This is a genomic window from Clostridium sp. HBUAS56010, from assembly GCF_007115105.1.
In the GTDB taxonomy this organism is placed as follows: Bacteria; Bacillota; Clostridia; order Lachnospirales; family Lachnospiraceae; genus Lacrimispora.
In genome coordinates this window covers 232,839-245,321 of the sequence record NZ_SULJ01000003.1, presented here as the reverse complement: position 1 = coordinate 245,321, position 12,483 = coordinate 232,839, and the positions used below count along the sequence as shown (strand labels likewise).

Here is a 12,483-nt window from a genome sequence, read left to right as displayed (position 1 = left end):
TTTATCTAACTGTGAAGAAAAAAATAAAGAGAACCGTAAAGCTGTTCTCTTATCCAATATACGTGGTATATCCTCCGAGATGGATTTGTTACTACGGCATTATTATAGCGTGTGAAATAATCCCTGTCAATAGCTGGGATAAGATTCGCTCTGATAATGAAAATCATTCATGAAAGTCAGGGGAAGGCTCATACCATAGTAGGAGAAATGGGAAGGAGCGTCACGAATGGAAGAATGGTTTCGTTTATCAGAGGATGAAGCCCTCTCTCAGCTTCAGGCAGGCAGATCTGGGCTGGATTCAGCAGAAGTTATAAAGCGCAGGCAGCAATATGGACAAAATACGCTTTTAAAGGCAGAACGTAAGAATGCCTTTCAGGTCTTTTTAGACCAGTTTAAAGACCTGCTTGTAATTATTCTGATCATTGCGGCAGTGATTTCCATGATCTCCGGTGACGTTGAGAGTACTGGAGTAATCTTTGCTGTGCTTTTGCTTAATGCAATATTAGGAACTGTGGAAAATCAGAAGGCAGAAAAGTCTTTGGACAGTTTAATGGCTCTGTCGGCTCCCATTGCAAAAGTGGTTCGGGAAGGAAAGATTCTGGAGATTCTATCGGCAGAGATCGTGCCAGGGGATATTCTTTTACTGGAAGCGGGAGATATGGTAGCGGCAGACGGAAGAATTCTTGAGAATTATTCTCTTCTTGTCAATGAAAGCTCTCTTACAGGGGAATCTGTCAATGTGGAGAAGCATACGGGAAAGATAAGAGAGGAAAAAGTTCCTCTTGCAGAGCAGACCAATATGGTCTTTTCCGGTTCCCTGGTGGCAGCCGGCAGGGCAAAGGTTCTGGTTACTGGAATTGGCATGAATACGGAGATCGGCAGAATCGCATCCCTGATGAATGATGCCGGAGAAAAGAAGACCCCGCTCCAGGTCAGCTTAGACCAGTTTGGCAGCAGGCTGGCAGCGGCAATTTTGTTAATCTGCGCTCTGGTGTTTGGACTGAGCATTTACCGCAGAATGCCGGTGCTTGACTCCCTGATGTTTGCCGTTGCTTTGGCTGTTGCAGCAATTCCAGAAGCCCTCAGTTCCATTGTCACCATCGTTCAGGCAATGGGAACCCAGAAGATGGCGAGAGAGAATGCCATTATAAAAGATTTAAAAGCCGTGGAAAGTCTTGGCTGTGTATCTGTAATCTGTTCCGATAAAACAGGAACCCTGACTCAGAACAAGATGACCGTATTACAGACTTATGTTAACAACCGCCTTTATCCCCCTGAGCTTCTAAACGGGGAGATTCCGGTACATAGATATTTTCTTTACAATGCAGTTTTAAACAATGATTCTTCCTACCAGAACGGAAAACTTTTGGGAGATCCCACGGAGGCTGCCCTGCTACAGATGGCAGAACGCGCTGGTGCAGAGGAGAAGGCGATTAAGGCTCATTATCCCCGGATTTCAGAGCTTCCCTTTGATTCCCAGAGAAAACTGATGAGTACCCTTCACCAGATTGATGAAAAGAAGATTCTGTTTACCAAAGGTGCTTTGGAGGTGCTTTTGCCTAGAATTACCCACATATGGACCAGTGAAGGAGTCCGCCCTCTCCGGGATGGGGACCGCCAGGCAATTGTAGAGCAGAACATGGAATTTTCCACTCAGGGACTTCGGGTCTTAACCTTTGTATGCAGGGAGTTGAGAGGGCAGGAACCCATGACTCTGCAATCCGAAGACCAGTATATTTTTTTAGGTATGGCAGCGATGATGGACCCACCCCGTCCTGAGACCAGAAATGCGGTGTTAAGCGCCCGTCGTGCCGGTATCCGTCCGGTTATGATTACAGGGGACCATAAGGTGACTGCTTCTTCCATTGCAGAAAAGATTGGGATTTTAGCAGAGGGGGATCTGGCGGTCAGCGGTCCGGAACTTGATGACATGCCGGAGGAGGAATTAAGCCGGAGACTGGAGAGAATCAGTGTATATGCCAGAGTGTCTCCGGAGCACAAGATCAGAATTGTCCGCTCCTGGCAGAAAAAAGGGCATATTGTAGCCATGACCGGAGACGGTGTCAACGATGCACCTGCATTAAAACAGGCGGACATTGGTGTTGCCATGGGGAAGATGGGAACCGAGGTATCCAAAGATGCTTCCGCCATGATTCTGACTGATGATAACTTTGCCACCATTATTAAGGCAGTTTCCAACGGAAGAAATGTTTACCGCAATATCCGCAATGCCATTAAGTTCCTTTTATCTGGAAACATGGCAGGGATTCTTTGTGTTTTGTATACATCCTTACGAGGGCTTCCTGTTCCCTTTGCCCCGGTTCACCTGTTGTTCATCAATCTGCTGACGGATTCCCTTCCTGCCATTGCCATTGGCATGGAAAAGGCAGAAGCGGATTTGCTGGCACAAAAGCCCAGGGACCCGAAAGAGGGGATTTTAACAAAACGGTTCGTGCTGCAGATTCTGTTTCAAGGTGCCTTAATTGCGGTCTGTACCATGAGTGCCTATGCAACCGGGCTTGTAACCGGAAGTGAGGCAGCAGCCAGTACCATGGCATTTTCTACTCTGACCCTTGCCAGATTGTTTCATGGGTTTAACTGCAGAAGCAGTCACTCTATCTTAAAGCTGGGGTTAAAAAGCAATCTTTGGAGCATTATGGCGTTTGAAGCCGGAGCAGTATTGCTGGCAGCCGTTTTATTCATTCCGGGACTTCATACCTTTTTTTATGTGGCAGATCTCACAGGGAAACAATTTATATCCATCTTTATTTTTGCATTTATTCCAACTCTGGTGATCCAGGCATTAAAGACAATCAGAGAAAGTCTCTATTAGAGGGAGGTGTTATCATATGTTTGTAACTTGACACAAAAAAGCGGTCATGGTACTATAAAATAATATAGAATGAAATGCCTAAGAGATGAGAGAGCCAGGTGATGAGTGCGGGGAACCGTTCATTTCCGTGGCTCTTTCTTTGCCGGTTGAGAAAAAATTAACAAACGCCAGAAAACGAGGAGAAGATTGGAAGGGGAAAAAATTATGGCACGTTACATTATCGCCCTGGATCAGGGCACTACCAGTTCCAGATGTATTTTGTTTGACCAGGAGGGGAACATCTGCAGTGTAGCACAAAAAGAGTTTAAACAGATATTTCCAAAACCAGGCTGGGTGGAACATGACCCCATGGAGATCTGGTCCTCCCAGCTTTCTGTGACAATGGAAGCCATGGGAAAAATCGGGGCTCATAACAGCGACATTGCAGCCATTGGAATTACCAACCAGAGGGAGACTGCCATTGTCTGGGATAAGGAGACGGGGGAACCGGTTTACAATGCCATTGTCTGGCAGTGCAGAAGGACATCTGACCGGATTGAAGAACTGAAAAAAGATGGTTTGGAAGATCTTGTGACAGAGAGAACGGGTCTGATCCCCGATGCCTATTTTTCGGGAAGTAAGATTGAGTGGATTTTAGACCATGTTGAGGGTGCCAGAGAGAGAGCAGACCGGGGGGAACTGCTTTTTGGAACGGTGGATACCTGGCTGATCTGGAATCTGACAAAAGGCTGCATTCATGTAACGGATTATACCAATGCCTCCAGAACCATGCTGTATGATATCCACAAACGGTGCTGGGATGAAGATATTTTAAATTATTTCAGGATTCCAAGATCCATGCTGCCAGAGGTGAAGCCTTCCAGTTGTATTTATGGATATACCTCGTCTGATGTGCTGGGGGGAAAGATTCCCATTGCAGGGGCAGCAGGAGATCAGCAGGCGGCATTGTTTGGGCAGTGCTGTTTTGATGCCGGAGAGGTGAAGAATACATATGGAACCGGCTGTTTTCTGCTTATGAATACAGGGGATAAGGCGGTTCATTCCAAACATGGACTTTTGACCACCATAGCGGCAAGTGATGAGGAAAAGGTTCAGTACGCACTGGAAGGAAGTGTATTTGTAGCAGGAGCAGCGGTTCAGTGGCTCAGGGATGAGATGCGCATGGTGCGGACAGCAGTTCAGACAGAGGATTACTGCAAAGCAGCAGAAGATACCGGAGGTGTTTACGTTGTCCCGGCTTTTGCAGGTCTCGGAGCGCCTTACTGGGATCAGTATGCCAGGGGAACCATTGTAGGAGTTACAAGGGGAACGAGCAAGGAACAGTTTATCCGTGCCACCATTGAATCCATGGCATATCAGGTATCCGATGTAATTGAAGCAATGGAACAGGATTCTGAGATCCATTTAAAAGAGTTACGGGTGGACGGAGGAGCATGTACCAATAATTTCCTCATGCAGTTCCAGTCTGATCTGCTGGATACTCAGATTGTAAGACCGGAATGTATAGAAACCACCGCACTTGGCGCCGCCTATCTGGCAGGTCTGGCGGTGGGCTACTGGAAGGACCGGGAAGAGATTAAAAAGAACTGGAAAGTGTCCCGGGTATTTGACAGCCAGATGGAGGAAAATCAGCGTAAAAAGTTGATCAAAGGCTGGAAAAGGGCAGTGAAGTGCGCCCTTTGCTGGTCAGAGGAAGAGGACGGATAACATTTTGTATTGACAGGAACATAAAAAATATGTTAACATAAAATTATCATAATTAAATAGCAAACCTTTGAGACGAGAGAGTAAGGACAATTGACGGAGGAATCCGTTTATTTTCCTTACTCTTTTTTCATATGGTGGGAAAAGGCGGCAGTTTGGCAGGATCAGGAGGAGAAGATGAGGAAAATGAATTATCATGCGGTTATAATCGGCGGCGGAGTCATTGGCTGTGCCATTGCAAGAGAGCTGGCGCGTTACGATCTGAGGGTCTGTGTGGTGGAACGGGAGGAAGATGTCTGTTCTGGAACTTCAAAGGCAAACAGTGCCATTGTTCATGCAGGATATGATGCGTCACCTGGTTCTTTAAAAGCCAGATTTAATCTGGAGGGAAATCTGATGATGGAGGATCTTTCAAAAAAGCTGGACTTTCCCTTTCAGCGTAATGGTTCATTGGTTCTCTGCTTTTCTCAAGAGGACATTCCGGCACTACATAACCTGTTAGAAAAGGGGAGGACAAATGGTGTGGCTGGATTGGAAATCTTATCCGGGGATCAGGTCCGTGTTCTGGAACCGAATATCACAGAGGAAGTAACAGCGGCACTTTATGCACCGTCGGGAGGAATCGTCTGCCCCTTTGGCCTGACCATCGCTTTAGCAGAGAATGCCTGCGACAATGGAGTGGAATTTTTCTTTCACACAGAGGTGGAGACAATTGAAAAGACATCTGCCGGATATGCGGTGAATACTTCCAACGGTGTGATTCACACCAATTATGTCATTAATGCCGCAGGGGTATATGGGGATCGTTTTCATAACATGGTCAGTGAAAAGAAGCTGTCTATCACTCCAAGAAAAGGGGATTATCTTCTGTTCGACCGGGAAGCCGGCTCTCATGTATCCCATACAATCTTTCAATTGCCGGGGAAAATGGGGAAAGGAGTTTTGGTCACGCCTACGGTTCATGGAAATCTGCTGGCTGGTCCCACCGCAGCAGAGGTTGGAGATAAGGAAGATACCGGCACAACAGCAGAGGAAATGGAAGAGATCCAAAGAAAGGCTTCCTGGGGGGTAAAAAACCTTCCGTTTCGTCAGGTTATCACCTCCTTTTCCGGTCTTCGTGCCCATGAAGAGGGGGGAGATTTTGTCCTTGGAGAAGTGGAGGATTCCCCTGGATTTTTTGATGCCGCAGGAATTGAATCCCCTGGTCTGACCAGTGCGCCGGCCATTGGTGTATATATTGCCGGATTGGTTTCTGAGAAAGCAGGAGCGTCTCTGAAACATGAGTTTCACGAGACACGGAAAGGAATTGTGGATTTAAGAACTCTTACATTGGAAGAAAGGGCAGAACTGATTCAAAAGGATCCCCGGTATGGAACCATTGTGTGCCGGTGTGAAGGAATCAGCGAAGGGGAGATTGCAGATGCCATAAACAGAACCCTGGGAGCCGTATCCCTGGACGGAATCAAACGCAGGGTCCGTGCAGGAATGGGTCGGTGCCAGGCAGGATTTTGTCTGCCAAAGACAATGGAGATTCTTTCCAGAGAAGCGAAGATTCCTCTGGAGGAAGTCTGCAAAAACAGGGCAGGGTCTAATCTGTTAATGAAAGAGGAGGAATCAGAACATGAAAGAGCATGATCTTGTCATTATCGGGGGAGGTCCCGCAGGTCTGGCAGCAGCCGTTGCAGCCAGAGAAGCAGGAATCTCTGATTTACTTATTCTGGAACGGGAGAGCTGTCTGGGAGGAATCCTAAACCAGTGCATTCACAATGGATTCGGACTTCATACCTTTAAGGAAGAGCTTACTGGTCCGGAATACGCCGCCCGCTATGTACAAATGGTGGAGTCAGCAAACATTCCTTTTCGATTGAATACCATGGTTCTTGATATCAGTCCCCAAAAGGAGATCACCATAGTAAACAGAGAACGTGGTCTTTCGGTTATCAAAGCCCAGGCAATCATACTTGCCATGGGATGCAGGGAACGCCCCCGGGGAGCTTTAAATATTCCCGGATACCGTCCGGCTGGAATCTATTCCGCTGGGACTGCCCAGCGTTTTGTCAATATGGAAGGGAAAAAGGTAGGGAAAGAAGTTGTGATACTGGGTTCCGGAGATATTGGACTGATTATGGCGCGGCGCATGACCTTAGAAGGAGCCAAAGTCAAAGTCGTTGCAGAACTGATGCCCTATTCCGGAGGATTGAAGAGAAATATTGTCCAGTGCCTTGATGATTTCCACATTCCTTTAAAATTAAGCCACACCATCGTAACGATACATGGAAAGGACCGGGTGTGCGGTGTTACCCTTGCAAAGGTGGATGAAAACCGAATCCCCATAAAGGGAACGGAAGAATACATTGCCTGCGACACGCTGCTTCTGTCAGTGGGGCTGATTCCGGAAAATGAGCTTTCAAAAGGAGCCGGAGTGTGCATAAACCCAGTAACATCCGGACCGGTCGTGGATAACTGTCTGGAGACCAGTCAGACCGGTATCTTTGCCTGTGGAAATGTATTACATGTCCATGATCTGGTGGACTATGTATCGGAAGAAGCTGCCATGGCAGGAGCCAGTGCGGCAGCTTATATTGAAAAGATGGAGAAACGCCCTTCGTCCATGGTTTCAATCAGGGCGGATCATGGGGTCCGCTATACGGTTCCCCAGAAACTGGATAAAGAAAATATGGGAGAAGAAGTTCCGGTCCGTTTTCGGGTGGCTGATGTATATAAAAACCGGTATATTAGTGTTTACTATGACGGAAAACGGGTTCTTCACCGGAAAAAAAGGGTGCTTGCCCCAGGAGAGATGGAAACCATCCGGCTGAAACGGGAGGAATTAAATGGCTTTGCAGAACTGAAAGAAATCGTGATTTGTACGGAGGTGGAATAGTATGGAGCAAAAAGAACTGACCTGTATCTGCTGTCCTATTGGCTGTCTGTTGACCGTATCCATCGGTGAAACGGACATCAGTGTGACCGGAAATTCCTGCAGCAGAGGATTGGAATATGGAAAAAAGGAAGTATTAAGCCCTACCCGCATGATCACCTCTTCTGTCAGGGTCACAGGCGGAGATCTGCACATGGTATCCGTAAAAACCAGTCAGTCTGTGCCAAAAGACCGGATATTTGACTGCATGGCAGAGATTAAAAAGGTTTCTGTAACGGCACCTGTTTCCATTGGAGACATAATTCTTCCAGATTGTGCCGGAACCGGCATTTCCATTGTTGCAACGAAAAATGTAAATGCCTTGTGAAAACTATCTGGTATTTTCCATTACACAATGTTATACTTGTGAAAGAATCATATCTGCTTTTCTTTTGAAAGAAAAAAGCCAATGGGTAAAAATTCCTTGACGCTTCGCAAAAGGATTGATAAAGTAGAACAAGATCCATAGTTTTTAGGTGTGGAGGAATATTGATGAAAGCCATAGAACTGTTAGAGGCATCTCCGGTAATTGCAGCGGTAAAAGAGGAACGTGGGCTGAAAAGGTGTTTCGAATCAGAATGCCAGATGGTATTTATTCTGTATGGGAATATCTTAAACATCGGCAGTATTGTCCAGCAGATAAAAGAGCACGGGAAATATGCAATCGTTCATGCGGATCTGGCACAGGGACTCAGTTCTAAGGAGATCGCCGTAGACTTTTTGAAGCAGAATACTCAGGCAGACGGAATTATCAGTACAAAGCCTATGCTTGTAAAGCGTGCCATGGAGCTTGGGCTGATTGGTGTACAGAGAACCTTTATTATTGATTCCCTTGCCATGAGTACCATGAAGAAGCAGTTGGACAGCTTTCACCCTGATCTTGTAGAAGTGATGCCCGGTGTCATGCCTAAGGTGTTAAAGGAGATCCGGGCTTATACCAGTATTCCTATCATTGCAGGCGGACTGATATCTGATAAAAAGGATATTATGGCTGCCTTTTGTGCAGGTGCAGATGCAATCTCCACTACCAGGGAAGAGTTATGGTTCATGTAAAAGGAGGATGCTATGAAATTAGTTACATACGAGGTTGACCGGAGAAAAGATATCGGGGTCGTGAGCAAAGATGAGATGTGGGTGTTTCCGCTCAGGGCTTTTGGTATGGAGTACAAGGAGATGCTGGAAGTTGTAAAAGGACTCAGCCAGTCAGAACTTGATTTACTGGAGCATGCTTCCGGGCTTGACCCCTACAACAATAACATCTTAGGAGCTGCGATGATGAAGGAAGTCAGTCTTTTGGCTCCGATTTCCCGGCCGGAACAGGATATTATCTGTCTGGGGATCAATTACATGGAACATGCTGAGGAATCTGCACGTTTTAAAAAAGAGGAATTTGATGGCAAACGTGCCGAGGCAGTCTATTTTTCCAAGCGCGTGAATGAATCGGTGGGACCATACGGAGACATACAGAGCCATGAGGATATGGTAGACAGTCTGGACTATGAAGTGGAGTTAGCTGTTATTATCGGAAAGGATGCCAGAGACGTTCCGGCAGATAAGGCAAGAGATTATATCTTTGGCTATACCATTATCAACGATGTCAGTGCACGCAACGTGCAGAATAAACATAAGCAGTGGTACTTTGGGAAGAGTCTTGACGGTTTTACTCCCATGGGTCCCTGCATTCTCACTGCGGATTCCGTTTCCTATCCGCCGGAGCTTCGCATCCAGTCAAAGGTCAACGGAGAACTGAGACAGGACAGCAACACGAAGCTGATGATTTTTCACATTGATCACATCATCAGTGAGCTGTCAAAAGGAATGACTCTCCGTGCAGGAACAATTATATCCACCGGCACTCCAAAAGGAGTGGGGCTGGGATTTGAACCTCCTAAATTTCTTAAAGCCGGAGACGAAGTAGAATGCCAGATCGAAGGAATCGGGTCTATTGTGAATAAAGTGGTTTAAGATAAGCGTTTGTTTTTTCAATCCTCCAATCAGAATATTTACGGAAATCATAATTGTTTGAGGCAGTCAAACGATTCGTGATGAATGGCAGATGTTCTGATTGGAGGATTTATAATGAAATCGAACCGTTTCTAATGGCCAAACGCATAGGACATGCCGCTGATTTCTTCAAAAAGTGATTTTTTAATCCAGCATTGCAGGTTATCTTTCATGGGGATTATTTCTCCGTTTTTCTTGTAATAGTATCCTGTTTTATCTGACTTACCGGAATAACAATTATGATAGGAGTATGAGAATTCGTACTCATCGTTATGGATACCAACAACTGAAAATCTCTCTGGAGTTCCTTCCGTGTGAAATCCATTTCTGGAAAGTACTTCATATAGAGTCCCAAAGGATATTCCAGAAGATTTAAATATCAAATCGTCATATATTTCATAGGTTCCATCCTCGCGTACAATCTGAACGATATCTGATCTATTGTCTGAAGCAATCCAATCCCTTAGTTCCTGATCTTTAAATTCGTTTATGTTTAACCGATATTTTGCACAATACAGCGCATATGAGCAAGTAACTGCTTCTAAAAGTTCTTCTTTCGATGTAAATTCATGAGTCCAATAAGTAGTATCATTTTCCTCGTAAACCTGGTCTAATGGGGAAATAATTTTAAATTCGTATGTAGGTTCCAAAAAATGATTCTGGGATTTTATATATTCGTTAATGTTCCAGGCCTCAGAAATCGCTTCATTTAGTTCTGTACGGTTCAAATACTTGGTTTTTAACCACGCCGAGCTGCCCTCTTTATCAAAGAAGAAGGAAGTGCTTTCGTTCTTCTGGTATTGTTCAAAGTAGTATTTTCCATACACATGGTCGTAATTTGTGGTAAGCCAATGATCGACGGATTCTCTACCATAGGCTTCATTACTGACAACTTCAAAGGAAAGTTTGGTTTTATCTTTCATGCGGACATTCCATACCCGATCCCGATATCCTCTTCCTGTCCCACGTTGGGAAGGACGGGTTTTGTAAAAAAAGCTTATTTGAAAATCTTCTCCCGGAAACTGTTCTTTCAGATATCTTCTTGCTTCTTTCCGGGTATAATGGGTCAGTCTGCATCCGGTTAATAAGAGCATAAGAAAGCACAGAATCATACAAAGCAGTGGTAAACGCGTTTTCATAGATTCTCCTTTACAAGTAATTATTATCCAATCTTGAGGTTCACTTCAATTATCCAGTTCTGAATGTAGATGATATTTATAATTTTATCAGTCAGTTAAGCACACTGTCAAACTCTATTGGGTCTGTTAAAATGCCAATTGGATACATCTGAATAGAGATGAAGCAAATAAGCAAGGGACAAAACAGCAGAAATCTCTTGTAGATTTATCCTGTCCTATATGCCCTCCGTTCTCCTCATTTACCCCACTATCACAGGAACTAAGAAGAAAAATCCAAATAAAACAACTACATTGATACAAGATAACCCCTGGCTTTTGTCAGACATGAAATTCCATAATCCGATACCATGAAGTTATTAATACATGGGAGGTTACATATGGAAAATAAGACAAAAAAGCTGGGGCTTATGGCTTTAACGGCATTGGTGATCAGCTCATCCATTGGCAGCGGAATCTTTGGTATTGCGTCGGATATGGCAGCAGGAACCAGTCCGGGAGCAGCCATTGCAGCCTGGATCATCACGGGAATGGGAGTTTTAATGCTCTGTCTGGCTCTTACCAATATCATCCGCAAACGCCCCGAGCTGAGCGGAATATTCAGTTATGCGACAGAGACCTTTGGACCTTTCGGGGGCTTCATCAGCGGCTGGGGATACTGGCTTTCTGCCTGGCTTGGCAACATTGCGTTTGCCACCATTATGATGAGTGCACTAAGTTACTTTTTCCCTGCGTTAGGAGATGGAAGCAACCTTCTCTCCATTCTGATTGCCAGCCTGATTCTATGGCTGATGTGTTTTGTGGTAAACCGGGGATTGGAAAGTGCTGCAATCCTCAATACCATAATCACGGTCTGCAAACTGGTTCCCCTTTTTATCTTTACGGTAGCAGCATTAATTGCATTTAAGGGAAGACTTTTTACTGCGGATTTCTGGGGAACCATATCTGGTAATTTCTCTTTGAAAGAAGTGCTGGTGCAGGTAAAGGCAAGTATGATGGTGCTGATGTGGGTATTTGTAGGCATCGAGGGGGCTGCCATGATGTCGGACCGGGCGCAGAGTAAGAAAACAGCAGGAAAGGCAACAGTTCTGGGATTAATTGGCCTTTTGTGCATTTATCTTCTCCTGTCTCTTCTTCCCTATGGACTGATGGAGCGGGTGGAAATCAGTCAGTTAAAACAGCCTGCCATGGCATATTTACTGTCTTCCATTGTGGGACCCTGGGGCGCGTCTTTCATTAATATTGCAATGATAATCTCGGTCACCGGCTGCTGGCTGTCCTGGACCATGCTTCCTGTGGAGACCACTCTTTTGATGGCGAACCAGAATCTTCTTCCTAAGAAGTTCGGAGAGGTAAATAATCAGAATGTACCAACCTTTTCTTTGGTATTTATGACGATTTTGTCCCAGATTTTTATTTTCACTCTGTTGTTTACGAATAAAGCGTATAATTTTGCATATTCATTATGTACCGCAGCCATATTTGTCACCTGGATTATGGTATGTATTTATCAGGTCAAGCTTTCCTGTGAACGACGTAAGGAAAAGGGAGAGATCTGGCAGCTTCTCATTGGCATACTGGGAACCGGATTTTACGGCTGGGCGATCTGGGCATCTGGAATTGGTTATTTTCTCATGTGCATGCTGGTGTATGTGGTTGGAATCTTTCTTTATGTAAAAGCAAGGAAAGAATATGGGGTAACAAAGGTGTTTTCCAAAAAGGAACTTGTTGTCATTGGTTTCATTATCCTTTTTGCAGTTCTATCTGTGTTCATGCTGGCAACCGGTAAAATTGCGGTCTGATTTCTACTTGTTTCGGGAAGAAATTGACAAGCATTCACCTGCAATGATATTATCAATAAAAGGATAATAGTAACGGCACGGATT

General features: G+C 45.1%; 9 protein-coding genes. 8 read left to right on the top strand and 1 reads right to left on the bottom strand.

The features are described from left to right. Positions 1-226: 226 nt before the first annotated feature. From FAY33_RS07815 to FAY33_RS07785, 7 genes are all read left to right on the top strand, one after another. Positions 227-2,833: a cation-translocating P-type ATPase gene (locus FAY33_RS07815; protein ID WP_143320443.1), complete on the top strand. Its 2,607-nt coding sequence runs from the start codon at positions 227-229 to the stop codon at positions 2,831-2,833. 204 nt (positions 2,834-3,037) lie between these two features. Next, the gene (gene glpK, locus FAY33_RS07810) at positions 3,038-4,540 is read left to right on the top strand and encodes a glycerol kinase GlpK (protein WP_143320442.1); all 1,503 of its coding nucleotides are present in this window, start codon (positions 3,038-3,040) and stop codon (positions 4,538-4,540) included. Positions 4,541-4,714: 174 nt separating this feature from the next. Continuing rightward, the gene (locus FAY33_RS07805) at positions 4,715-6,172 is read left to right on the top strand and encodes an NAD(P)/FAD-dependent oxidoreductase (RefSeq protein WP_143320440.1); all 1,458 of its coding nucleotides are present in this window, start codon (positions 4,715-4,717) and stop codon (positions 6,170-6,172) included. Then, positions 6,159-7,421 carry an FAD-dependent oxidoreductase gene (locus FAY33_RS07800; RefSeq protein ID WP_143320438.1) on the top strand — a complete coding sequence of 421 codons (1,263 nt, stop codon included), beginning with the start codon at positions 6,159-6,161 and terminating at the stop codon, positions 7,419-7,421. The genes FAY33_RS07805 and FAY33_RS07800 overlap by 14 nt, the downstream gene beginning before the upstream one ends. A 1-nt stretch (position 7,422) precedes the next feature. After that, positions 7,423-7,785, top strand: coding sequence for a DUF1667 domain-containing protein (locus FAY33_RS07795; RefSeq protein ID WP_143320436.1), 363 nt, complete (start codon positions 7,423-7,425; stop codon positions 7,783-7,785). A gap of 164 nt (positions 7,786-7,949) precedes the next feature. Next, a complete protein-coding gene (locus FAY33_RS07790; protein ID WP_143320434.1) occupies positions 7,950-8,510 on the top strand; it encodes a glycerol-3-phosphate responsive antiterminator in 561 nt (186 codons plus the stop codon). Positions 8,511-8,522: 12 nt separating this feature from the next. After that, a complete protein-coding gene (locus FAY33_RS07785) occupies positions 8,523-9,422 on the top strand; it encodes a fumarylacetoacetate hydrolase family protein (protein WP_143320432.1) in 900 nt (299 codons plus the stop codon). A 131-nt stretch (positions 9,423-9,553) separates the two neighbouring features. Here FAY33_RS07785 and FAY33_RS07780 read toward each other — a convergent pair whose 3' ends face one another. Beyond that, complete coding sequence (locus FAY33_RS07780; RefSeq protein ID WP_143320430.1) at positions 9,554-10,600, bottom strand: hypothetical protein; 1,047 nt, start codon at positions 10,598-10,600, stop codon at positions 9,554-9,556. 377 nt (positions 10,601-10,977) lie between these two features. Between FAY33_RS07780 and arcD the strand changes: the two genes are divergently transcribed. After that, complete coding sequence (gene arcD / locus FAY33_RS07775) at positions 10,978-12,399, top strand: arginine-ornithine antiporter (protein ID WP_143320428.1); 1,422 nt, start codon at positions 10,978-10,980, stop codon at positions 12,397-12,399. Positions 12,400-12,483 lie beyond the last annotated feature (84 nt).